The 23,429-nt window shown below is 51.1% G+C and carries 17 protein-coding genes and 1 pseudogene; 11 read left to right on the top strand and 7 right to left on the bottom strand.

The features are described from left to right. From QZN53_RS11215 to QZN53_RS11195, 5 genes are all read right to left on the bottom strand, one after another. Positions 1 to 312, bottom strand: a 312-nt coding sequence (locus QZN53_RS11215) for a metal-dependent transcriptional regulator (RefSeq protein ID WP_163439030.1), incomplete at its 3' end; no start/stop codon positions are given. A 347-nt stretch (positions 313 to 659) separates the two neighbouring features. Further along, positions 660 to 2,741 carry a heavy metal translocating P-type ATPase gene (locus QZN53_RS11210; RefSeq protein WP_163439029.1) on the bottom strand — a complete coding sequence of 694 codons (2,082 nt, stop codon included), beginning with the start codon at positions 2,739 to 2,741 and terminating at the stop codon, positions 660 to 662. 3 nt (positions 2,742 to 2,744) lie between these two features. After that, positions 2,745 to 2,969, bottom strand: coding sequence for a DUF1490 domain-containing protein (locus QZN53_RS11205; protein ID WP_072799370.1), 225 nt, complete (start codon positions 2,967 to 2,969; stop codon positions 2,745 to 2,747). Positions 2,970 to 3,167: 198 nt separating this feature from the next. Continuing rightward, the gene (locus QZN53_RS11200) at positions 3,168 to 5,414 is read right to left on the bottom strand and encodes a TonB-dependent receptor (protein ID WP_294653159.1); all 2,247 of its coding nucleotides are present in this window, start codon (positions 5,412 to 5,414) and stop codon (positions 3,168 to 3,170) included. Between the two features lie 319 nt (positions 5,415 to 5,733). Then, positions 5,734 to 7,074 (bottom strand): hypothetical protein, encoded by a 1,341-nt coding sequence (locus QZN53_RS11195; protein ID WP_163439028.1) that lies wholly within the window; start codon positions 7,072 to 7,074, stop codon positions 5,734 to 5,736. Between the two features lie 312 nt (positions 7,075 to 7,386). On the opposite strand from QZN53_RS11195, the gene QZN53_RS11190 reads away from it, so the two are divergent. The 7 genes from QZN53_RS11190 to QZN53_RS11160 all read left to right on the top strand — a co-directional run bounded on the left by QZN53_RS11190 (position 7,387) and on the right by QZN53_RS11160 (position 16,099). Beyond that, complete coding sequence (locus QZN53_RS11190; protein ID WP_088628104.1) at positions 7,387 to 8,223, top strand: AraC family transcriptional regulator; 837 nt, start codon at positions 7,387 to 7,389, stop codon at positions 8,221 to 8,223. Positions 8,224 to 8,225: 2 nt separating this feature from the next. Further along, entirely contained in the window at positions 8,226 to 10,010 is a 1,785-nt protein-coding gene (locus tag QZN53_RS11185) for an ABC transporter ATP-binding protein (RefSeq protein WP_163439027.1), read from the top strand. Next, complete coding sequence (locus tag QZN53_RS11180) at positions 10,003 to 11,733, top strand: ABC transporter ATP-binding protein (protein ID WP_163439026.1); 1,731 nt, start codon at positions 10,003 to 10,005, stop codon at positions 11,731 to 11,733. Before QZN53_RS11185 ends, QZN53_RS11180 begins: the two co-directional genes overlap by 8 nt. An 89-nt stretch (positions 11,734 to 11,822) precedes the next feature. Beyond that, a complete protein-coding gene (locus tag QZN53_RS11175) occupies positions 11,823 to 12,389 on the top strand; it encodes a DUF3793 family protein (RefSeq protein ID WP_163439025.1) in 567 nt (188 codons plus the stop codon). A 42-nt stretch (positions 12,390 to 12,431) separates the two neighbouring features. Beyond that, positions 12,432 to 12,860, top strand: coding sequence for a flavodoxin (locus tag QZN53_RS11170; RefSeq protein WP_072799357.1), 429 nt, complete (start codon positions 12,432 to 12,434; stop codon positions 12,858 to 12,860). 86 nt (positions 12,861 to 12,946) lie between these two features. Continuing rightward, the gene (locus QZN53_RS11165) at positions 12,947 to 15,295 is read left to right on the top strand and encodes an MMPL family transporter (RefSeq protein ID WP_163439024.1); all 2,349 of its coding nucleotides are present in this window, start codon (positions 12,947 to 12,949) and stop codon (positions 15,293 to 15,295) included. 15 nt (positions 15,296 to 15,310) lie between these two features. After that, positions 15,311 to 16,099, top strand: a complete 789-nt coding sequence (locus QZN53_RS11160) for a ZIP family metal transporter (RefSeq protein ID WP_072978768.1) — start codon at positions 15,311 to 15,313, stop codon at positions 16,097 to 16,099. 8 nt (positions 16,100 to 16,107) lie between these two features. On the opposite strand, the gene feoB is transcribed toward QZN53_RS11160, so the two are convergent. Beyond that, positions 16,108 to 18,147 (bottom strand): ferrous iron transport protein B, encoded by a 2,040-nt coding sequence (gene feoB, locus QZN53_RS11155; protein WP_294653151.1) that lies wholly within the window; start codon positions 18,145 to 18,147, stop codon positions 16,108 to 16,110. A gap of 2 nt (positions 18,148 to 18,149) precedes the next feature. Beyond that, a complete protein-coding gene (locus tag QZN53_RS11150) occupies positions 18,150 to 18,401 on the bottom strand; it encodes a FeoA family protein (protein ID WP_294653148.1) in 252 nt (83 codons plus the stop codon). A gap of 159 nt (positions 18,402 to 18,560) precedes the next feature. Between QZN53_RS11150 and QZN53_RS11145 the strand changes: the two genes are divergently transcribed. From QZN53_RS11145 to QZN53_RS11130, 4 genes and pseudogenes are all read left to right on the top strand, one after another. Beyond that, on the top strand, positions 18,561 to 20,936 hold the full coding sequence (locus QZN53_RS11145) for an MMPL family transporter (RefSeq protein WP_163439023.1): 2,376 nt from the start codon (positions 18,561 to 18,563) through the stop codon (positions 20,934 to 20,936). A gap of 63 nt (positions 20,937 to 20,999) precedes the next feature. Then, positions 21,000 to 21,728, top strand: a complete 729-nt coding sequence (locus tag QZN53_RS11140; RefSeq protein WP_367269189.1) for an outer membrane lipoprotein-sorting protein — start codon at positions 21,000 to 21,002, stop codon at positions 21,726 to 21,728. A gap of 2 nt (positions 21,729 to 21,730) precedes the next feature. Further along, positions 21,731 to 22,939, top strand: a complete 1,209-nt coding sequence (locus tag QZN53_RS11135; RefSeq protein WP_163439022.1) for a DUF1302 family protein — start codon at positions 21,731 to 21,733, stop codon at positions 22,937 to 22,939. Positions 22,940 to 22,948: 9 nt separating this feature from the next. Further along, positions 22,949 to 23,429: pseudogene (locus QZN53_RS11130) on the top strand (energy transducer TonB); the annotation flags it as partial.

Raw genomic sequence — 23,429 nt, 5'->3', positions numbered from 1 at the left:
GCAGCAGGCGTCCTTGTCGGCAATCGCCTCGGACACGCCCAGCTTAATCAGGAAACCCTTCAGAAGAATATGACGATTCAAAATCATGGCGGCAACGCGTTCACCCTCTTCGGTGAGTTCTACACCGCTGTAGGGTTCCTGCCTTACAAGGCCCATTTTCTTGAGTTCAACCATGGCCTTTGCGACCGACGGCATTTTCACGGCAAGAGCCGCCGCAATATCCTTGACGCGGGCAAGCCCGTTCGCCAGGCGCAACATGTGCACCATTTCCAGGTAATCTTCTAAGCTTTGAGTCAATTTTGTATGGTCCATTTCAACCAGCCTTATTTAGACGCGGCTAATATAGTTTAATAAATCTAATTAGGCAAGGCTAAAAATATTACCGAATTCGTATTTATTTAGAGAAGACTAATTTTATAAGGAAAATTTACATTATTTTTGCCATTTTACCCTTGTTTTTGCAGTTAGTTTTATCTAACTTTTAGTTAGACAAGTCTAATTCAGAATGTCGCCATAGCTTTCGGACTCAGGCTTGTTAGGTTGAATCAAAAAATCAATTCCCTCTTTTGTGTCTCTTTGGGAATAAAGGTGCCCCCGCTCAAGTAGCTCTGAGCAGGGGCATTTTTTGATAATTTAGGTGATTTTTGAGGGTTGCGGCCCTACGCGCGTTTTAGCGGGGTCATACTCTTGGCACAGATTGCCATGGTCGAGAGGTTGTGCAACAAGGCCGAGGTCGAGGGGGCCAAGAAGCCGAAGAAGCCTGCCGCCAGTAACGACGTGTTGAAGGCGACGATAAAGCGGTAATTCGCCTGGATGCGGTCCATGAGCTGGGTACTCAGCGTACGGAGTTCGGCGAGGTCGCGCAGGTCTTCGCTGCGGAGGGTCACGTCGGCGGTTTCACGGGCAATGTCGCTGGCATCGCTCATGGCGACCGACACGTTCGCGGCGGCAAGGGCAGGAGCATCGTTGATTCCGTCGCCCACCATAATCACGCGGCGGCCTTCGGCCTTCATCTTTTCCACATAGCGGTGCTTGTCTTCGGGCAGCACCTGCGCAAAGAAGGTATCGACGCCCAAAAGTTGCGCCGTGCGTTCAGCAGCCTTCTGGCTATCGCCGGTAATCATCGCCACATGCTTGATCTCGCGTTCACGGAGCATGCGAATCGCTTCTGCTGCTTCGTCTCGCGGAGGATCGCTAATGCAAAGCACGCCCGCAAGGTTCCCGCCAATAGCAAGGTAAATCACGGATGCGGCTCCGGCGAGTTCGTCAATCTTTTTCTGTTCCGCCTCGCCCACCGCGATTTTTTCGTCTTCGACTACGAAATGCTTGCTACCGATAACAGCGCGTTCGCCATCGAGAGTCGTCGCGATTCCATGTGCCACAATGTACTTCACGTCAGCGTGTTCTTCTTCGTGGTCGATTCCCCTTTCGGCAGCCCCGCGCACAATGGCGCGCGCCATGCTATGCGGGAAATGCTCCTCGATGCAAGCGGCGATGCGAAGGATTTCGTCTTCGCTGCGGTTTCCGAACGGAATAACACGTTCAAGTTTCGGTTCCGCCTTGGTGAGAGTTCCTGTCTTGTCGAAAACAATGGTATCGGCAAGCGCAAATTCTTCCAGGTACTTGCCGCCCTTCACGGTCATGTTGCGGTCAGCGGCTTCGCGCAGCGCAGAAATCACCGAAATCGGGGTCGAAAGCTTGATGGCGCAAGAATAATCCACCATCAGAATCGAGACGGCCTTAGTGATGTTGCGGGTAAACAAGAGCGTGAGCCCGAAACCGAGGAAACTGAACGGCACAATACCATCAGCCAAGCGTTCAGCACGGCTCTGGATAGAAGCCTTCAAGTCCTCGGAGCGATCGATAAGTTCGATAATCTTCTGAATCTTGGTGTTGCCACTCACGGCACGCACTGACACGACAATCGAACCTTCGTCTACGATGGTGCCCGCAAAAACGGACTTACCGACCGTCTTATGAACAGCCTGGGATTCGCCCGTCATAGTCGCTTCGTTCACAAAGGCATCGCCTTCGGTAACGGTTCCATCCACCGGAATCATGCTGCCGGAACGCACGCGCACGAGGTCGCCCACCTGAACGTCCTGCATGCGCACCTGAACATCGACACCGTCGCGAACGACCCACACCTTGTCCACCTTCACGGCAAGACTTGCAGTAAGGGCGGTGCGGGTACGCGCCTTAGTATAATCTTCCAAAAGGCTACTTACGTTCAGCAAGAACATAATGGTTCCCGCCGATTCGTAATTGCGCTGCAGGATGCTCGCTCCGATAGCGGCTCCATCTAACACCTCGACAGAAAGCTTTCCTTCACCAAGGCAATTCAAGCCCTTCGCCACAAACTTGAGGCCCCTGTAAATCAGGTGCACCGTGCGGATAGGAGCCGGAATAAACAACTTGGCCAAGTAACGCCGCGCAATCATGAACGTGAGCTTATTCTTGAAATCCGTATCAAGAGCCTGCAGCTGATATTCGGTATCGGGTTCGATTTCCGGAAGATTTGCAATGTTCAGATTTCGAACGAAATCAATCACCTGTTCACGATAGCCATCTTCGTATTCCAGCAGAATACCGCCGTTTTCCGAATGGACTACCGCTTTCTGGACATAAGGTTCACTCACGCATGCCATGTGGATGCGCGGTTCATGCATTTTTTCAAATGCGTAGGCCCCCGCCCGAAAGCGGATTCGCCCCGGCTGATCGTAAACAATCTTGAATTTCATGGATTACTTCGCTTCTGCTTCTTTCTTTGCGTCGTTGCAGATGTCGGCAGCTTCGTCCTTCATGTCTTGGAAGGTGGCCTTAGCGTCGGCAGTGAACTTCATGCCCTGAGCAAGTCCCTTGACGGCATATTCGCGAGTTTTGGGAGCCTTGAGAATCTTCTTTGCAATAGCAGAGCCAACAGCACCAGCCATCACCAACCAGAACTTTTCATTTTTCCATACGGACATAGTTTACTCCTTTTGTTGATTGTTCGTCACTATAAATCTATCTCTTTTTACTTCAAAAAGCAACTTACATACAAACTAATAAACAGACTTAGAGCCTTAGTCCCATAAGCTTTCCAAGCGACTAACATTGTTGCAAATTTGAAATTTAGTTGACAACTTGCAACTTAGTTAGTAGTGATACAACTTAGTTAGAATGAACTACCTAAAACTGTATCTAATCTTAGTCGCGAAAGTGCGTCCCGGTTTAGATTCTCCATACTTATCGTAAACGGTTTCGTCCATAAAGTTATCGACTTCAAAGCTCCAAGCGAGTTTATTTTCCCACACGGAATATTCAACACCTAAATCCTGCGTGAACGACGCATCGATTTTTCTGCTTTGGCGGGAACTGACTTTCCAGCCGTAATAGTATTCATCGGTGTAATTTGCAGCCCACCAGAACTTGACAAAATCGTTCTTGTTGAGTATATCACCCATGTGGAATTCGGCCATATAATTCATAAAGAACCGAGGAATGTTCGGGATGATTGCATCTTCAAGAATTCCCTGCTTGGCGTTATAATCTATATTGCGCAAATCCTGGAAAGTCCAGTTCGTTCCGAGCAGCACCCATTCATTTACATCGAGTTTTACGTCGCCTTCGTAGCCCCATCCGCGAATCGGGTCCATGTTAAAGTACGGCACCGACATTTGCGAAGTTCCCATATAATGGATGCGGTTCTTGTAATAGGAATAGAATACGTCTCCGTCAAATCGGAATCGTGCAAACAACGGGATTTCCTGCAAATCAAGAGACAGTCCCACGTTAAAATTGTCCGCTTCTTCGGGCTTGAGGTTAGTCGCGGCACTCACGCGCACCCCATCGCCAAAGAGTTCATCAGGCGTGGGCAAGCGCACCGCATGCTGGTAGGAGCCCTTGATTGAAAGCGGCTTTACAATCCTAAACATCAAGCTTTCATCGTAACTGAAATCCGTATAATCGTTCGATTCTACAGAAGCCTGCTGCAACAAGCTCGTCGATGTGTTAGAAATTTCAGCCTTCAAGTAGTGAAATTTGAAACCAAGTAAGTTCTGCAACCTAGAATCAAAGAAATTATCTTCAAGCGAAAGGCCCGTCGTCACAGAAATTGTCTTTCCCGGGAAACCCGCCGTATTGAAGCCCACCATTTCAGAGCCCACATCATCTTCAGGGTCTTCCTTATGATACCTGAAAAGAGTATTCCAGTAAACAAACTGATTCTTGATGAACTGATAATCTAAATTCAACAAATTGTTGAAGTCATAAGCCTGAACAGTCCTCAGTTTCGGGAGTCCCATTGACGAAAGTTCGCCCACATTTTTCTTTGCCGTATCGCAAGCATACCAGTTGCGGCAGTGCACTCGGCTCGTATCAATGACTTTATTTTCGCCATACCCGAACGAAAAATGGTTTCCAAAATTCAAGTCTTTCACAAAGATATTCTTCTTGTCAAGCCCGAATGTCGCTCCAAAATTGTACCCTTCGGACATCGCTTCCACAATGCGGTTTGCATCGCCCTGAATTTCCTTCTCAAACGCACCGTAGCTTACACCCAGCGAAACCTGGTCAAACCAAGCATTCATCAAGTTTGCAAAAGCCTGTACATTGTAAGAGGTGTAATGGTCGTGATCGCGAACAATGCTCGTGTCTTTGCCCGTAGAACTTTTCATATAAGGCGAAGTAAATTTGTAATCGTTGTCGGAATGGTTAAAATACCCCGACACACCCACTTCCAAGCCTGCGCCACCCACAATACTATCCACCAAGTGGCTCGCCGTTACAGAAGCCTTGTGCGTATTAAAACTCGAAAGGCTGTAAGAAGCGTCAATCGAATTGGCAGGACGTTTCTTGGTAATGATATTGATAGCACCGCCTGCGCCATCCGTTGCAAAACGTGCCGGAACATACCCCTTATAGACTTCGATATCGGCAATTTGATCAATAGGAATATCGTCAAGGCCCAAGTTGCCCTGCGTTTCAACCGGGACACCGTTCACGAGCACCTTGATATTCTTGCCTTCCATGCCGCGAATGTTGACCTTGCCTTCGCTGCCCATGCCGCCCGACTTGCGCACCTTCACACCCGAGGCAGAGTTGACCGCCTTCGAAACAGTCTTGCTGGTATTCTGCATTTCAGCAGCATCAATCGTCGCAACCGATTCGGCCTTTTTGGCCTGCTTCGCTTGTTCCGCTTCTATTTCAGATTCCACCGAAAGTTCATCTAGCTGCGTAACCCCCGACGCACTTGTTTGTGCTGGGGCATCTGAATTCGACACATCGGCAGACTCCGAATTTTCTGGAGCAGTTTCTTCTAGAAAATCATCTATCGAAGTAATTTCATCATCTTGAGCACGGACCGAAACCGCACCAACCGTAGCAAATATAAGGGCAAGCGTAGCCGCCTTGTAAATAAACATCTTTTTCATCGCAGCGCAATTGAGCAAATTTTCGCTCAAAATTCTACTCCAAATAGGCTGCTAAAAACCCGAATAGTTTTTCCTTTTCATAAAGCAAAATCCGCCAAGCCGAGTGTCGCGGGCAAGAGTGCGCAAATTTATTCAAGCATAAGCCATTTATGGACTTATATTTGATAAATGCAGCCACGGACGCGAAGCGTCAACTTTACTTGCATATGACCGAGGCGCAAGACTTTGAATTTGCGAAGCAAATAAAAATCCGCTCTCGCCTGAGCAAGAACGGAAGTTTGTGTTTATGAGGATATTGAGGTTTTATGGAGATTTTTTCTTACTTGAGCGGCACAATCCACATCGGGATCGGTTCCACTGTAGCAATCTTTTTAGCCTTTCCGGTCTTCGGGTCATAACGGAAGTAGGCGTTGCCGTCTTCTTCGGTAGACACAGCAAAAATCACGGTACCGTCTTCATCAATGTACTTACCATAGCTAGCCCAGCTAGAAGAGTAACCAATCGGGAGAGCCTTCATGGTCTTCTTGGCAAGATCGATTTCCACCGGCTTGCAAGTGTTATTGTGGTAGCTATCCATATCAGTCCAAACCTGCTGCAGGTCCACCATCACGTTCAAGAATGCATAAACCTTAGTTCCATTCGCGTAGGTAGTGGGGCTCAGGTACTTGAAGTTACCTTTCTTGGTAACATCATCGATAGCGACTTCCTTGGTTACGAGCCAAGCATAATCCTTATCGAACTTGGTTTCACCCACCTTGATACGCAGGAAGCCATCAACCTGGCCGGGAGCGTAGCCCCAAGAGGCGTTACTGTAGCAGTAAATGTAACCATCAGCGACGATGAAAGCCTGATTCTGAGAGTCGTCAAGAGAGCCCACAGCAGCAACGCGGTCATCTTCGGCCACGGCAATCACGGAATCCTTTTCAACGTCAATGATAGCGACTTGAGCCGTATTACCGGTAGCATAGTCGCTCACGTTCTGCAAGAGGCCAACGTAGAGGCGACCATCCACAATCACGCCAGTACCCGGGCTCACCACGAGAGCGTCATCACCCTTGTACTTAGAAAGGTCTATTGCGCCGGTGGTTTTCATGGTCTTCGGATTGATGATAAGGAGCGAATCAAGCATGCCGCCCAAATAGGCCTTTTCTTCGTTCACAAAGTAAATGTGGTTCACCCAAACGCCCGGGAGCGTAAGTTCAGCAGACTTTTTACCAATCTTGTTGTTGGCATCGAGGCTGTAGCGGGCAATGGAACCGATGTCAAGGTCTGCAATGAACAGAGATCCATCGTAATAAACGACACCTGCGCGGGTGCCGACTTCAATATAGTCCTTGCCCAAATCACCGGTGTGATCCAGAGACATGGTGCCAATGAACATCGTTTCGCCCGAAGCGATCGATGTAGCGAATTCACGCTTGTATTCGCCCTTGTCTTCTTTCTTAGAGCTGCTGGACTTGTCCTTGCTATCGCTAGATTTAGCTTCGCTACTGCTAGACTTGCCCTTACTGCTGCTAGATTTGTCCTTGCTGTCGCCGGACTTTTCAGTCGAAGAGGAAGAGAGTTCCTTGTCGTTGTCAGAGCTTGCCGAAGAGGAATCGTCGCAAGCAACCAGCATACCGAGCGACACGATGAGCGCCGCCAAGAATCTTTTTTTCATATTAGCTCCTGAAATGGTGCGGAAAAACCGCGTTTGTTAATTTTGCGGAGCATTTTAGAAATGTCTTTGGAGCCGTTCTACTCCAAACGGAGGTGGAAAAATCCGATTGGATTTTTAAGGGGGAAATCGTCTTTTTCGTTTTATTTTAACTCCGTTCAGTCATTTTTCACTCCATTCAGACATTCTTGCAATAAAATTTTTCTATTGCCGTCACAAAATTAGCCTTGACGAAGTTTTGTTTACTAATTAGATTTGGCTTACTTTTTAAGACTAGACTAACAAAGCCAGTTTAAAGAGATTTTTGAGGGAAATATGTTGAATATTAACGGAATTGAATGGTTGCACAAAGTCGGGTGCTACCATACAACGCTTGAAAGGGATCCGCTCCTGGTTCTTGAATTTTGCCGAAAGGGGCAAATCAGCTGGGCCGGCGGAGCACTCCCCTGCAATCAGCTGAAGGCAGGAGAAATGCTAGTTTACGATGCGTGGACTTCGGGAGCGCTAACGCGTTCCGCCGATTACTGCGGCGACCGCATTTTGTTCTTTGAAGAATCAATAAAATACATCCGCGAACATTTTGCAGGTTTTCTGATTGACATCAAGATGCTCGCACAGAAAATGTGCCGACCGGGCCGACCGTTCATCGTCCACACCAAGGAAGAAGTCGCCAGCGCCTTCGAAAAGATTGACAACAAGTCAAAGAATTTGCAGGCGGAATATGGCAGACTCGCCATTTTGGAGCTTTTGCTCACCCTGAAAAACCTAGACACGCAGCGAGAATCCATTTGCCGCGAATGCAATTTATCTTCGATGCAAATTGAAAAAATCTACTGCATCCGTTCTTTTATCTGCGAAAACATGGACAGTCATTTCACCATCGAGGAACTTTCCAACAAGTTTGACATGCCGCCTACCGCCATGAAGCTTTGCTTCAAGAACGTATTCGGATTGCCGGTGTTTACCTACGCACGCCGCGAGCGCATGAAACTGGCTGCCAAGCAACTTCGCGAGTGCGACCGAGGGATTCTCGAAATCGCAGGCGAAGTCGGTTACAATAACGGGAGCAAGTTCGCCCACGCCTTCCAGGATGTGATGGGCATGACCCCCAAGGAATACAGGAAAAAATACAGGATGACAAACGTCGCATAATTATGAAAAAGACATTCTCTAAACTCTACGCTTACATGGGTTCGCGAAAGCCGCTGTTCCCGCTAGCATTGATTCTCTCGGCATTGAGCGCCATCGCGGGGCTCGTGCCGTTTTTACTGATGTGGCTGATTGTCCGCGAGGTTATCTCTGGCGGCGACATGACGAACATCAAGATTTTTGACTACTCCATCGGAGCGGTTCTCGCCTCGGTCACAAGCGTATTGCTCTACTTTGCGGCCCTCGCCTGCTCGCACATGGTTGCATTCAGGCTCGAAGGCGACCTGCGTCGATTCGCCATGAAAAAGTTGATGTCAGCTCCGCTTGGATTTTTCGACAAGAACCCGACGGGCAAACTCCGCAAGATTATCGACGACAATGCTGCAATTACGCACACCTTCGTCGCGCACGAAATGCCCGATATTTCGGGCACCATCCTGATTCCCATCGTGGCGCTTGTGATGATGTTCGTTTTCGATTGGCGACTCGGCCTTGCCTCTTTGGTGCCTATCGCCTACGCCTTGTTCATTTTGGGTACCCTTGGCCGCAGGGGAACCAAGTTCATGGAACGCTACATGCAGGCCCTTGAAGAGATGAACTCCGAAGCAGTGGAATACGTGCGCGGAATTCCCGTAGTCAAGGTTTTCCAGCAGACGATTTTTTCATTCAAGAGTTTCTACAACAGCATCGCGACCTACCACAAGATGGTCACAGCCTATTCCAACAACTGGAAGGTCCCTTACTGCATCTACACGATTCTCGTGAACGGATTCGTACTGTTCCTGGTGCCGACGGCAGCGCTCATTATCGGTAACGACGGCGATGTAAAACTCACCATCGTAAACATGATGATTTACGTGTTGGTGACACCACTGTTCTCGCAGTGCGTGATGCGCAGCATGTACCTGAGCAATGCCACGAACCAGGCGGGAATCGCGGTTGACCGTATCAACGATATCGCCCGCACCAAGGATTTAGAAGTATGCGAAAATCCGGTACCGATGCAAAAGTTCGATGTGGAATTCCGAAACGTGAGCTTCACCTACCCCGATACCGACAAGCAGGTATTGAGCGACATTTCGCTCACGGTACCAGCGGGCCATACGGTAGCACTTGTCGGGCCTTCGGGCGGTGGCAAGAGTACGATTGCAAAACTTCTGCCGCGCTTCTTCGATGTCGATAGCGGCGAAATTACTATTGGCAGTATTCCCGTAAAGCAGATTGATCCGAAGGAACTGATGAAGAACGTTTCGTTCGTGTTCCAGAATACGCGCCTTTTCAAGATGAGCATTTTGGACAACGTTCGTTACGGCATGCCCGATGCGACTCTTGAGCAGGTAAACAAGGCGCTTGATCTTGCGCAGTGCCGCGAAATCATTGACAAGCTGCCGGGCGGTATCGACACCGTTATCGGAAGCAAGGGAACTTATCTTTCGGGTGGCGAGCAGCAGCGAGTGGTACTTGCGCGCGCCATTTTGAAGAACGCCCCCATCGTGGTGCTCGACGAGGCAACCGCCTTTGCAGACCCCGAAAACGAACGCCTGATTCAAGAAGCCTTGCACAAACTGGCCGCCGGCAAGACCGTGCTGATGATTGCCCACAGGCTTACAAGCGTGGTGAACGCCGACCAGATTATCATTGTTGAAGAAGGCGAAATCGCTGAACGCGGAACGCACAGCGAATTACTTGAAAAGAACGGCATTTATGCCAAGATGTGGGCCGAATACCAGCAGTCTGTCACATGGACCCTCGACAATTCCAAGGATAATGAAGGAGGCGAAAATGTATAAGTGGATTCAGAATACTTTTGCTCTTTCGGAAGAAGGCTCGCGCACGTTTGTCCGTGGCGTCGTCTGGACATTCCTGCACTTTATTTCGCTCATGTTCCCGATGATGATGCTCTTTTACTTTTTGATGGAGCAGATGGGCATAGGTGAATTTGCCGGCAAGACTCCGCACGGGACATGGTTCTATGTGGGCATTGCGGTAATTCTGTTTGTGGTGATGCTTGTCATTTACAGGTTCTCGTACAGCGCGACTTACAGTAGCGTGTACGACGAAAGCATGCGTCGCCGCGTTTCGATTGCCGAAAAGCTTCGTAAGTTGCCGCTCTCGTTCTTTGGCAAGAAGAACCTTTCGGACTTGACTTCGACCATCATGGACGATTGCAACGCACTCGAAATGATTTTCTCGCATGCGGTGCCGGAACTTTTCGCCGCCATCGGGAGCGTCACCATAATCGGAATCATGCTGTTCTGCTACAACTGGAAAATGTCTATCGCGCTTTTCTGGGTGGTGCCCGCAGCAGCATTGCTCATTGCGCTTTCCAAGAAAATTCAGGACCGCTGGTTCCAGAGTTCTTACAATGCGCGTCGTGAAATCATGGAAGACATCCAGGAAGGCCTCGAAAACGTGCAGGAAATCCGTTCCTACTCGGGCGAAGCCGCCTACCTCGACCATTTCGACAAGGACTGCATCAAATACGAAAAAACGCAGATGGATTCCGATATCAAGGTTGGCATGTTCCTGAATTCAGCGCAGGGCATTCTCAAGATGGGTCTTGCCACGGTGCTGATTACAGGAGCTCGCCTCTGGACCAAGGGCGAAATCGATGTATTCACCTATCTGGTGTTTATCGTGTGCGCGGCAACGGTCTACAACCCGGTTTTCTTGGTGTTCAACAATCTCGCTGAACTGTTCTTTGTGAATGTACGCCTGCGCCGGTTCCGCGAAATGGACCAGATGAAGCCTCAGGAAGGCGTAACGGAATTCGTTCCCCAGAATTACGATATCGAATTCAAGGACGTCGACTTCAATTACAACGAAAACAAGCAAGTCCTGAAAAAAGTTTCGTTCACGGCAAAACAGGGCGAAATCACCGCACTTGTGGGCCCGAGCGGCAGCGGAAAGACAACCGCCGCCAAAATTGCCGCACGATTCTGGGACATTCAAGCCGGAACGGTAACGCTCGGCGGCCAAGATATCAGCAAGATTGACCCTGAAACGCTCCTCAAGAATTTCTCCATCGTCTTCCAGGACGTGGTGCTGTTCAACACGAGCATCAAGGACAACATCCGCATCGGCAAGCGCAATGCCAGCGACGAAGAAATCCTAAAGGTGGCAAAACTTGCGGGATGCGACGAATTCGTGCAGAAGATGCCGCAGGGGTACGACACCGTCATCGGCGAAAACGGCGACACACTCTCGGGCGGTGAACGCCAGCGCATCTCCATTGCACGCGCCCTGCTGAAAGACGCGCCCATCATCTTGCTCGACGAAGCAACCGCAAGCCTCGACGTTGAAAACGAATCCAAGATCCAGCGCGGCATCTCGCAGCTGGTGAAGGGCAAGACTGTCATCATCATTGCGCACCGCATGCGTACCATCGCAAACGCCGACAAGGTCGTGGTGCTACAAGACGGTCACATTGCCGAAACAGGCTCCCCCGCCGAACTCAAGGCGAAAGGCGGCCTCTTCAGCAAGATGCTTGAATTGCAAATGAACAAAAATTAATACAAAATTAGCCTTGACAAACTTCAAGGCTTTTTTGTATATTTGTTAGAGAAATCTAACTTTACAATTTATTTGTAGTTTGCAATAAAATGAACCGTCTTTTAGATCACCGTCTCGTTCGCCAATGCGCACCAACACTCGCTGGGCTCAAGGTCGGAAGTTTATTCTGCCTTGAATCTTCACCCAGCGAAACGCTGTGTAAACAACTCGCCCACTGGAACAAGGAACTCAACCCTCGCGGCGTGTGCGTGCGCGTTATTGCAGAACGCTGCGGTCGCAGTTTTATCTACGTCTATCGCGAAGACGCCCTGCAAAAGCTTATTGCCGAGCCGGAAATCCGCCATTTTCTCGCCGCCTACGGCTACACAGACTTTAGCACCGACTGTGCACTCGCATACATGACGGCGCGCATCCGCAAATGCCACTGTTTTCCGCACGAAGTCGGACTATTCTTGGGCTACCCCCTCGAAGACGTGAAAGGATTCATTATCAACGGCGGCAGGAATAGCAAATATACGGGCTACTGGAAAGTTTACGGCGATGTAACCGAATGCGAAAAACGGTTCGCCTGCTTTCGCAAGTGCTTCGATGTTTTCAACAAACTATTTGAAAAAGGATATTCGCTGCCGATGCTGACCGTCCAAAACGCAGCGTAATCAAACGACATTTACCTCTTTAATTCACCTAGGAGAATCACAATGGAAAAAATCGCAGTCATTTATTGGAGCGGAACCGGCAACACCGAACTGATGGCAAAATACGTCGCCGAAGGTGCAAAGGCCGCCGGCGCCGAAGCCGACGTGTTCAGCGTCTCGGACTTTTCGCAGGGCCAATTGGGCGAATACGCCCGCTATGCACTGGGTTGCCCCGCCATGGGCGCCGAGGAACTCGAAGATTCCGAATTCCAGCCCTTCTACGAAGCCGTCAAGCCCGCTCTTAACGGTAAAAAAGTCGCCCTGTTCGGCTCTTACGGCTGGGGTGGCGGCGAATGGATGAACCCGTGGAAGGCCGACGCCGAAGCCGCCGGGCTCGTACTTGTGGCAGACCCGCTCGCCATCGAGAACGCCCCCGATGACGCCGGCAAGGCCGCCTGCCAAGATCTCGGCAAGGCGCTCGCCACCGCCTAAAAAGACCTTTTCTTTCTTATAGTGTTTTGGATTGAAGCAGCCCTGACGGAACAACATTCCGTTGGGGCTTTTAGAGGAGTTTTACAATGCAAGTTTCTCGTGTCAACAAGGTTTTTGCCCGATTGGGGCGTTTTCAGGTGAAGTTTCGCTGGTTGATTCTGCTGGTAACGGCAATTGTGACATTTTTGGCGTGTCTCGGGCTTCCGCAACTGCAGATGACGAGCAGCGAAGAGGAATGGTTTGACGACTGGGACAAGGTGAAGATTGACCAGGCGCACTTTAACGAAAAATTCGGCAGCGACGATGGCTATATGGTGATGGTGCGTGCCGATGACGTGTTTGCGCCGGAGGTTTTGCAGGCGATTGACAAGCTTTCGCGCAGGCTCGAAAACGAGGTGCCTTACGCTGACCGCGTGGTTTCGCTGACGCACAATTTGTCGATTCCAGTCGCAAACGACGAAGGCTTCGAAGTCATCGATCCGTTTGAGGAAGGCATTCCCAATGCCCCACAGGAACTAGAAGCGAAAAAGCGGCTGATCCTTTCCCGCGAATCGCTCGTGAACAACATCGTCTCCGACGACGCGAAAGAAACCTGGATTATTCTTGCGCTGAAATCATACGAAGGCGGCGTCAACTTCGGCAAGGACAGCATTGCGCCTTTTGCTCGCAATGTCATCTATTCCGACGAATTCAAGAGCGATAAGTTCGAGATGCTCCCGACAGGCATGAGCTACACCGAGATGGAAGAAAACGAAGTCATCTCGCGGGAATGCGCGATGCGTATCGGTTTCGGATTCCTAGTGATGCTCGTATGCCTTATCTTGTTTGTAAGGTCGCTGCGCGGCGTGGTGGTGTCCGCGATTGCAACGGTCGGCGGCATCGCTTCGGTACTCGGCATCAATGCGTGGCTCGGCGTTGTCGGCGACGAGAGCATGGTCGCGCTCCCGGTACTTTTAGGCATGGCGCTTTCGGTGGGCTATTCCATCCACTACATCAATTCGTTCCGCATGCATTTTAGGCGCACGGGCAACCGTCGAGAATCCGTGATTTGCGCCGTCGAAGAAACGGGCTGGCCCATTCTCTTTACCGTCATTACCACGGTCGCGTCGCTGATTTCGTTCCTGTTCGCAGGCATCCGCCCCATCCGCTGGATTGGAGGCATTTCGGCGGGTATCGTCACGATGGTTTATCTGTATGTCATCATCCTGATTCCGATTCTCATGAGCTTCGGCAAGAATGCTAAACCCGATCCGACGCAAGTAAAGTCGGCAGGAGCCACCAAGGCGGACATCCTCTTTGAATTCTTCGGGCGCAAGGTGTGCAGGCACAGTGTTATTGTCGCAGTAATTTCGGCAGCGGTAATGTTGCTGCAGATTCCAGGAATGATGCATATCGACGTGAACATGGACTACACCGAGACCATGGGCGAAAAGATTCCCTTCGTGGTGCGGCTCAAGGACATGCTCAGCGGAAAACTCGGAAGCCTTTACGACTTTAACGTGATGGTGGAATTCGAGAATGACGACGCGCTCAAGGATCCCGCCAACATGAAGCGTATCGAGCAACTTGAGCAGAAACTCGGCACGCTCCAGCTCACCAAAATTTCGGGCGACAAGCCGCGCGTACAATCGGTGACGCGCCTCGTGAAAGAGATGAACCGCACGCTGAACGCCGACAGCATCGAGTATTACAAGATTCCCGATGCACAGGACATGCTCACGCAATTGCTTTTCCTGTACGAAATCTCGGACCCCGATGCGCTCTTTGAACGCATGGACGAAAATTACAAGACAACCTACATCCATATAGAACTTGCCGGCTACGACGCCAACAAAATCGTAGAAGACCTGGATTCGGCAAACGCTTATGCCGCCCGCATTTTCCCGGACGCCAAGACTTCTGTCGTGGGCGAAGTCGTGAACTACGCCGAGATGAATGGCAAGCTGGTCGGCGGGCTTTTGCGCTCGTTCGGCGGGTCGTTCGTGATTATCGCAATCATGATGATTCTTGCATTCGGGAGCATCAAGGCGGGCCTTATCGGGATGATTCCAAACGTTGCGCCAGTTCTCCTGATTGGCGGTGTCATGGGCTATTCGGGCATGCCACTCGACATGATCACGATGATCGTGATGCCAATGATTTTGGGCATCGCCGTCGACGACACCATCCACATGAACAACCACATCAAATACGGATTCGAGCGCACGGGCAGCTACAGGCACGCGTTACTGCTCTCTTACCGCGAAATCGGAAAGACTATGGGCATGACCACCTTCATCCTTTGCGCGATGTTCTTCGTATTCATCTTCAGCCCCATGGGCGCACTCCACAACGTGGGCCTGCTCTCCATCGTGGGTCTCGGTGCCGCACTCCTTGCCGATTACACGCTCACCACGGCGCTTGTTTACCTGAGCAAGCCATACGGGAAAGGTTAATACTATCTTTATGGCATGAACGAGCCTGTCTTACAAATTGCCCAAGGTCTTGCCATCCCGTTTTTAGGGACGGTTCTCGGTGCCGCCTGCGTATTCTTTATGAAAAAGCAGATGGGGCAAAATCTCAAGCGGGGTCTTCTCTCTTTTGCGGCGGGCGTTATGGTGGCAGCCTCCGTCTGGAGCCTGCTTTTGCCCGCCATCAGCGCCAGCGAATCGATGGGCAAACTGGCCTTCATCCCGGCGACGGTCGGATTTTGGGCCGGCATCCTGTTCCTGTACATTTTAGACAAAATAACACCGCACTTGCATTTGGGTAGCGCCACGCCAGAAGGCCCCAAGGCAAAACTCAAGCGCACGACCATGCTCACGCTGGCGGTAACTTTGCACAACTTGCCCGAGGGCATGGCTGTCGGTATCGTTTTCGCAGGCTGGCTTTCGGGGAATGTCGCCATCACGCTTTCGGGCGCGTTTGCGCTTGCCATAGGCATCGCCATCCAGAATTTCCCTGAAGGGGCGGTGGTTTCGCTCCCGCTCCGTGCCGAAGGGGCTTCCCGCAAAAAGGCTTTCGCCTTGGGAGCGCTCTCCGGAGCTGTAGAACCTGTAGGCGCGTTAATCACGCTGCTTGCGGCTGAGGCACTCTCACCGTTCATGCCCTACCTGCTCTCGCTTGCGGCAGGCGCCATGATTTATGTCGTAATCGAAGAAATGCTCCCCGAAGTCAGCGAAGGCGAGCACTTTGATGCCGGCACCATCCTTTTTGCCGTGGGCTTCACGCTCATGATGGTGCTCGACAGCGCGCTATAAAATTTCACTTAGAAAATCAGCAATCCGATGTGGTAGCCGATAAAGGCGAGCCCAAGCGAAAGCGCCAAATAATACCCCATGATGGTCGCAAGCCACTTAAACGAACCTGCCTCGCGGTAGGTCGTGCCCATCGCAAGCACGCAGGGAACGTTGAACATCGATGCAAACAGGAACGCAAGAGCTTCGGGCTTGGTGATGGTATTCGCAAGAGCCTCGCCCAGGTTTTCACTCGCCGCCACGCGGGTAACGAGCGAGAACGCCTCGCCGGTATGGTTGAAGAGCGTACTCATGATGCCAAGCGACGCTTCCTTACTGAACATGCCGCCCAAATAAGAGACGAACAGTTCCCAACGCATTCCGAAAATCATCGTCACAGGTTCAATCGCATTGCCAATCTTGTACAGGAGCGTATTTTCCACATTTCCGTCTCCTGCGTAAGAGAGCGCCCAGAAAAGTGCGGCCACCATCAAAATCATCTTCAATGCCTTCTTGAAAATGCCCCAGGTGCTACGCCCGACCATCGCGGCAATCATCTTCCAATGCGGCTTGTGATACGGCGGGAGTTCCATAATCATACCCACGCGTTCATTCTGCGGAACAAGTTTTTTGCCAAACAGGCGCGAAGACAAATAGAAGCTCGCAAAAATCAGCGCCACGTAACCGATGCCGAACAGCGGAGCCGCCGACCCGAAGAAAGTTGACGCCAAGAACAGCACCACCGCCACCTTACTCCCGCACGGAATCGCCCACAACAAAACGAGCGCAAGCAAGCGTTGTCCACGAGTATCAAGTACGCGCGTACCGCAAACCGCACCCGCCGTGCAGCCAATTCCGGAGAACAGCGGCATGATGGCCTTACCCTGCAAGCCGAGGCGAGAAAGCCAACTATCGAACGCATACGAAAAACGCGCCATGTAACCGATTTCTTCGAGAATACGGAATACGAAAATGATGGAGAAAATAAAGCTTGTCATGCAGATGGTTATGCATGTACCGCCAACCAGAACTAGCTTGACAAACGAAATGACGACAGGCCAGACGCCGAGCGCATTGCCCACGCACTCCGCAAGCGATTCTAGCACAGGCTGCAAACCAAAACCGATTCCCATGCCAGGGAACGCAAGAATCATACACGCGATCAGCGATACAACCATGATGCCGAACGCAAAGAACTTGCCCTTGATATGGTGCGTCGCGATGCGGTCCCACTTGCTGAAAACTTTCTCGATGGACTTGGGCGTCGCCGATTCACGCACGATTTTCGAAACCCAGCGGTACTTGGCCTCACCGGTGAGAATGCCGCCGTCACGTCCTTCTTCGCTATTGAGAATCGCGTCAATCGCATTTTTGCGGGCGAACGGAAGCATTTCATTCACCACACCGCAAATGAGTTTGTCTTTTTCGAGGAGCTTTTCTGCAATCCAGATTTTTTCGCATACGCCGTATTCAAAGTCACCCAAGGCCGCCTCGATGCGGCTTACGACATCTTCCCCATTTGATTTTTCACCGACGAGTTCCTCGCGCAGGCTCCCGCTATCAAGGCAAACAGGCGTCTTGATGGCCGAAACCATCTTCTTGAAAAAATCAGGATAACGCTCTGTTTCGGCTGCGCTAAAACCAAGCACCGGAACGCCGAGGCGCTTTTCAATCGCAGCCACGTCAATCTTCTTGCCCGCCGCTTCGGCCACATCCATCATGTTGAGCACCAGCATCACAGGCATGCGAATGCCCACAAAATCCGCCAGCATGTAAAGGCTGCGTTCCAGCTGCGACGCATCCACCAGAATACACACGAGATCCGCCTTACCACTCTGAATGTAGTCGCGGGTCACGACTTCTTCTTCGGAGTTTGCCGAAAGCCCGTAACTGCCCGGAAGGTCAATTACTTTATATGTCGTACCGTCAAAAACAAATTCACCTTCGGCCTGTTCCACCGTTTTGCCGGGCCAGTTGCCCACGCGCTGGTGAAGCCCCGTAAGGTTGTTAAAAAGCGTCGATTTACCAGAATTAGGCTGTCCGAGCAAAGCAATAGTCTTGATTTCGCTCATTTTTACAATTCCACCTTGACAAAAATCTGTGAACTTTCCTTATGATTGACGGCAATAACCGTATCGCGGCAAAAAACGAGCACCGGCGAGCGTCCGTCATTCTTGAGGAGTGTAAAGGCAGAACCCGGCGTAAGCCCGATAGAAACAATTCTTGAAATAAAGCGGGAATCGCCCTCGATCTGAGCGACCGTCCCGCAACGATTCTCGCCCATTTCGGCGAGGCTCAAACGGTCAACAAAATCAGCATTTTTCATGCGCCAAAAGTAGCCGAAAAACGCCTCAAAAACCGCTCCAAATGGACTTCGGGGAATCCAGAACGATTTACAGTCCGTTCGGTTTTTCACAAAACCATTTGGAGTAGAAATTTTAGGTCCAAGTCCCTATTTTTGCACCGCAAAAAAAAAGAGGATACAATGAGCCTACCAAAGATCAACATTGAAAAAATCAACGAGCGATTCGGCCGTTTTGGCGAATTTTTGCTCGGTCACCGCACCATTTTGCTGGTGGCATTTATCGTTTTGCTCGCGGTTTCGGTCGTGGGCATGAAAAAAATCTACGTCGAGGCCTCGTGGGACAGCTACTTTATCGAGGGCGACCCGATGCTTGTCGAAACGGACAAGTTCAAGGAAACTTTCGGGAACGACTATTTCGTGGGCGTGCTGGTCGAAAGCGACCATTCCATCTTAACGCCGGACAACCTGAAGCTTTTGCGCGAGCTTTCGAACGAACTGCGCGACAGCCTCTCGTATTCCGACGGCAAGGCAACTTCGATTGCCGATTTGGAATACATGCTCGGCACCGAAGAGGGCATGGAAATCACGCAGATTGTGCCCGAAGAAATCCCGACAGACGAGGCGGGCCTCGCTGAAATCGAGAAGCGTCTGGCCGACAAGCCGGAACTGGCGAAGAAACTGATTTCAACAGACCGCAAGCAGGCATTCATCAACATCAAGCTGCGCCCCTTCCCCGAAGATTCCGTGTGGAAGGCCGAAGGCGAAGCGAAGGGTGAAAAGGCGGAAGCCCCCGACATGAAAACGGGTCGCGAAACGGCTGCAATCATCGCGAAGGAAAAGTATGCACCGCTGAATCCGCGCGCTACGGGCATGCCTTACTTGAGCTTCGAGAAGATGACTTACATCGGTCAGGAAATGGGCCGCATTTTCATCATGACCATTCTCTGCGCCATCATCGTGATGTTCCTCGTGACACGTTCGCTCCGCGGAATTGTCTCTCCGCTGATTACGACTTTTGCGGGTGTCATCATGACATTCGGCCTGGTGGGTTACCTTGGCCTTTACATGGACGTAACCAACATCATGGTGCCCGTGATTTTGGCCTTTGCCGTCTCGATTGCATACAACATTCACATCAATTCTTTCTTCCGCAAGAACATGATGCTTACGGGCAAGCGCAAGGATTCGGTGCTTTACGCGATGCGTGAAACGGGCTGGTCGGTGCTGTTCTCGGGCCTTACTACGATTGTCGCGTTGCTCAGTTTCCTTTCGGTGATGCTCAAGCCGATTCGCTCCGTGGGCATTCTCTCGTCGATTGCGATTGCGTTCATTTTGCTTGTGGCGCTGACGGTTTCGCCGATTCTCCTGAGTTTCGGTAAAGACAAGAAGCCGAACGCCAAGGTGCTTGAACGCGGCGACACGTGCATGGGAATCATTCTCGATTCTATCGGCAAATTCGTTCTCGGGCACGGCAAGCCGATTGCGATTGTATTCGCCATCGTAACTGCAATTTCTGTTTTCGGGCTCACCAAGATAGAACCCGCCTTTGACGTGGAACGCACCATGGGCCGCAAGGTCGAATACGTGAACAAGATGCTCTACGTGGCAGAATCCGAAATCGGAAGCTTCTACTCTTACGACATGGTGATTGACTTTGGTACAAACGACAAGGCCAAGGAAGTTGAGAACCTGAAAAAGTTAGAACAGTTGCAGGAACATGCCGGGAAGTACCCGCTCACCAAGCGCTCCACCTCCATTCTTGACATCGTCAAGGATTTGGACCGCACGCTGAACGAGAACCGTCAGGATAAATACGCCATTCCCGAAACGGAAGAAGAAGTCGCTCAGCTGCTTTTGCTCTACGAAAACGCGGGCGGCAGCGAAGCAAGCTACTGGATGGATTACGATTACAGGAAGCTCCGCCTGATGATTGAAATTTCAAGCTACAACTCCAACGAACTCCAGAAGGAAATCGAGGACTTGCAGAATTTCGCACGCAAGCTTTATCCGGACGCGAAGGTGACTGCCGTGGGTAACTTGCCGCAATTCACCGCCATGCAGCAGTACCTGGAAGTAGGCCAGATGACATCGTTCCTGATTTCTGTGGTGATTGTGGCGATTCTCTTGATGATTGTCTTCGGCAGTGTGCGCACGGGCCTTATCGGCATGATTCCGAACATTGCGCCGGGTATTTTCGTAGGCGGTTACCTCGGTCTTACCAACATTCCGCTTGATATGATGACCGCAACGCTCATCCCGATGATTATCGGTCTCTCGGTGGATGACACGATTCACTTTATCAACCACGGGCATGTGGAATTTGACCGCAACAAGGATTACCGCGAGTCCATTCTCTGCGTGTTCCGCACGGCGGGCCCGGCCCTCGTGATGACCACCATCATCATGGTGGCAACCTTCGCAGGCTTTACCACCTCGAAGGCAACGCAAATGTTCAACTTCGGTTTCGTGGTGTTTATCGGCCTTGTCTCGGCATTGCTCGCCGACCTGTTCGTAACACCGCTTTTGATCAAGAAATTCAAGATTTTTGGAAAATAGGAGAAAATCATGACAATGAAAATTGCAAAAACAGCCGCGACAATCGTTGTCGCATTAAGCGCCATGGTGTGCGCAGAAACTTTAACCGGCCGCGACATTATACAGAAGGTACACGACCGCCCCGATGGCGACACGCGTAGTTCCGAACTTTCGATGACACTCGTAAACAAGAGCGGCAGCAAGCGCGAACGCAAGATCACCTCGTTTGCTATGGACGTGGGCAAGGACACCAAGCAGATTATGTTCTTCCGCTACCCCAACGACGTGAAGGGCACGGGATTCCTGACGGTCGATTACGACAACATCAACAAGGATGACGACAAGTGGCTTTACCTGCCCGCCATGAAAAAGACGCGCCGCATTAGCGGAAAGAGTTCCAAGACGGATTACTTCATGGGCTCCGACTTCACTTACGACGATGTGGGTCAGCGCAACATTGACGAAGACACGCATACATTCGTGCGCGAAGAAAAAGTCAATGGCATAGACTGCTGGGTTGTGGAATCCGTTCCGAAAAAGGGCGACGAAATTTTCTCGAAGAAAATTTCTTGGATCCGCAAGGATTGCCTGATTGCCGCCAAGGTGGAATACTACGACAAGCTTGGCAAACTGCACCGTTTGCTGAAGGTCGAAAACGTCGTGCAGGTGGATGGTTTCTGGGCCATTGGCAAGATGACCATGGAAAACGTGCAGGCCAACCACAAGACTATCCTCGAATTTGGCGACATCAAGTTCAACATTCCGGTTGACGCAAAGACATTCACCGTTCCGCGCTTGGAAAGAGGACTCTAGCAATGTCTAAATTCTGGTGGTTAGCGATCGGAATGGCGGCAGCGACCGCCTTCGCCCAAGAAAGTCCGTTTCAATTCAACGGGTTCGTGGATACGTATCATGCGGTGCAGACAAAGCATCCGCACGATTTTACAACGTCGCGGACGCGCCTGCGCGCAGAACTTCGCGTAGATTACGAGAACGCCTACTTGTTCACCAGCCTGAACGGCGTGCACAACAGCATTCTCGAAGACCGCACCGGAGTGCAGTTGCAAGAGGCGTATTTCAACTACCAGAACGACTTTCTTGAAATTCGCGCGGGCCGCCAGATTGTGGTGTGGGGCGTCGCCGATGGGCTTCGCGTCACCGACCTGATTTCGCCTGTAGACTACACCGAATTCATGTCGAGCGACTACGACGACATGCGCATGGCCGTTGACGGTTTTCGCATCAAGTACCCCGGCGAGCGCGCGAATGCCGAAATCGTTTACGTGCCCGTACCGCGATACTTCCAGATGCCCCTCGGCGAAGACAATCCCTGGCGTCCGAATCTGCCCGAGAAAGCGGGTCTCGATTTTCCTGAAGGCCCCGATGCCAAATTCAAGAACGGAGACTTCGGAACGCGAGTTTCGTTCTTCCTCTCGAATCTGGATTTCTCAATTTCGGCACTCCATACGCATAATCAGTCGCCCGTTTCTGTCGTAGAACCCGTCAGCATGGATTCTGTCGTCATTCACGGCATTCATGAATCGATGACGATGATCGGTGGCGACATGTCGATGCCTATCGGCGAATTCGTGCTGCGTGCCGAAATCGCAGAATACTTTGGCGAAGCACTCGGTTATGCCAACAGCCTCGATTACGCCCGCAAGAACACGTTCAATGCGCTCGGTGGTATCGACTGGTACGCCGGTGACAACTGGACTTTCATGGTGCAGTATTTGCACAAGTACATCGCCGACTATTCGCACAACTTGGCCGCCGAAAAGAATTCTTCTGAAATGACCTTCCGCATTTCAAAGGAACTGCTGAACAACACGCTCAAACTTTCGCTCTATGGCGTATTCGACATCGACAACCTCGGCTATTACGGCCGCGCCTCGGGCGACTACGCCGTTACCGACCAAGTCATGATTTCGCTCGGTTACGACCACTTTGGCGGCAAGCGCGGACAACTTGCCGGCTACGACAAGAACCGCGAAATCTGGGCGAAAGCGAAGTACTACTTCTAATAAGACCTAATGAATTTTGAATTTGAATCAAACTCCCGCAATCCCTATTCCGCGTTCACGATGCGGCGTGTATTTTGTTTTGGCATTGTTATCGCCGTATTGCTACATGCGGGCTTTTACGCCTGGGGATTCTTGAAGCGAACGCAGGTGGTTACCACCCGCGAAGACGCCGAGGTGATTCATGTGGAGCAATTACTGCTCCAGCCACCTCCGCCCCCGCCCGAAGTCAAGAAAATCGTGAAGAAGGTGGTTCGCGCCAAGATTATTCCAAATATTGTGCAAGATACCGTGCCGGAACCTGAACCGGAGCCAGAGCCGGAACCGATCGTGGTGACAGACGCGGAACCCGTTGTCGAAGCACCCGCCGAGCCTGTGGCACCGCCCCCGCCGCCACCTCCTCCGCCAAAGCCGTCGAAGGATTCGCTGATGAAGGTGACAAAAGCCTACCTTATCGGGCTTTCCAAGGCATTTGAAAAGCAGAAGGACTACC

Origin of the sequence: uncultured Fibrobacter sp., from assembly GCF_900316465.1 — a bacterium.
Classification (GTDB): domain Bacteria; phylum Fibrobacterota; class Fibrobacteria; order Fibrobacterales; family Fibrobacteraceae; genus Fibrobacter.
Note: the sequence above shows the minus strand (reverse complement) of the source record. Positions and strands in the feature narration are given on the sequence as shown.

Coding starts and splice junctions, on each gene's coding strand:
- feoB (WP_294653151.1), bottom strand. CDS start 18,147: ATGAGCGAAATCAAGACTATTGCTTTGCTCGGACAGCCTAATTCTGGT.
- QZN53_RS11165 (WP_163439024.1), top strand. CDS start 12,947: ATGCAAGTTTCTCGTGTCAACAAGGTTTTTGCCCGATTGGGGCGTTTT.
- QZN53_RS11210 (WP_163439029.1), bottom strand. CDS start 2,741: ATGAAATTCAAGATTGTTTACGATCAGCCGGGGCGAATCCGCTTTCGG.
- QZN53_RS11145 (WP_163439023.1), top strand. CDS start 18,561: ATGAGCCTACCAAAGATCAACATTGAAAAAATCAACGAGCGATTCGGC.
- QZN53_RS11160 (WP_072978768.1), top strand. CDS start 15,311: ATGAACGAGCCTGTCTTACAAATTGCCCAAGGTCTTGCCATCCCGTTT.
- QZN53_RS11190 (WP_088628104.1), top strand. CDS start 7,387: ATGTTGAATATTAACGGAATTGAATGGTTGCACAAAGTCGGGTGCTAC.
- QZN53_RS11195 (WP_163439028.1), bottom strand. CDS start 7,074: ATGAAAAAAAGATTCTTGGCGGCGCTCATCGTGTCGCTCGGTATGCTG.
- QZN53_RS11150 (WP_294653148.1), bottom strand. CDS start 18,401: ATGAAAAATGCTGATTTTGTTGACCGTTTGAGCCTCGCCGAAATGGGC.
- QZN53_RS11185 (WP_163439027.1), top strand. CDS start 8,226: ATGAAAAAGACATTCTCTAAACTCTACGCTTACATGGGTTCGCGAAAG.
- QZN53_RS11200 (WP_294653159.1), bottom strand. CDS start 5,414: ATGAAAAAGATGTTTATTTACAAGGCGGCTACGCTTGCCCTTATATTT.
- QZN53_RS11180 (WP_163439026.1), top strand. CDS start 10,003: ATGTATAAGTGGATTCAGAATACTTTTGCTCTTTCGGAAGAAGGCTCG.
- QZN53_RS11205 (WP_072799370.1), bottom strand. CDS start 2,969: ATGTCCGTATGGAAAAATGAAAAGTTCTGGTTGGTGATGGCTGGTGCT.
- QZN53_RS11135 (WP_163439022.1), top strand. CDS start 21,731: ATGTCTAAATTCTGGTGGTTAGCGATCGGAATGGCGGCAGCGACCGCC.
- QZN53_RS11140 (WP_367269189.1), top strand. CDS start 21,000: ATGGTGTGCGCAGAAACTTTAACCGGCCGCGACATTATACAGAAGGTA.
- QZN53_RS11175 (WP_163439025.1), top strand. CDS start 11,823: ATGAACCGTCTTTTAGATCACCGTCTCGTTCGCCAATGCGCACCAACA.
- QZN53_RS11170 (WP_072799357.1), top strand. CDS start 12,432: ATGGAAAAAATCGCAGTCATTTATTGGAGCGGAACCGGCAACACCGAA.